Consider the following 414-nt stretch of genomic DNA (forward strand, 5'->3'; position numbering starts at 1 on the left):
CTCGCCGCAGACCAAGGTCCGTGTCACCGGCCACGCGCTGCCCGACGGGCGCGTGCTGGTCGAGATCCACGACACCGGTATCGGCCTCTCGCCCGAGGACCTCGCGGCGATCAACGAGCGGCTCGCCTCGCCGCCCACGGTGGACGTCTCGGTCTCGCGCCGCATGGGTCTGTTCGTGGTCGGCCGGCTGTCCTTGCGACACGGCATCCGTATCCAGCTGCGCCCCTCCGACTCCGGTGGTACGACCGCGCTGGTCATGCTGCCCGTCGATGTGGCCCAGGGCGGCAAGAAGCCCGTCCCCGCCATGGCGGGCGCGCCTTCCATACCCTCCGGGCCGGCAGGCGCCGGCCAGCAGCCTCCGGCCGGTGGCGGCGGGCGGCTCGGTGCGGGTCCGCCGCGCGGACAGGTCTCCGC

General features: G+C 74.4%; 1 protein-coding gene. It reads left to right on the forward strand.

Features of this window, described 5'->3' with window-relative positions; genetic code table 11:
• The coding region (locus J0695_RS40975) for an ATP-binding protein (RefSeq protein ID WP_206969881.1) at positions 1 to 414 on the forward strand (414 nt) is incomplete at both ends.

Origin of the sequence: Streptomyces beijiangensis (assembly GCF_017315755.1) — a bacterium.
Lineage (GTDB): Bacteria > Actinomycetota > Actinomycetes > Streptomycetales > Streptomycetaceae > Streptomyces > Streptomyces beijiangensis.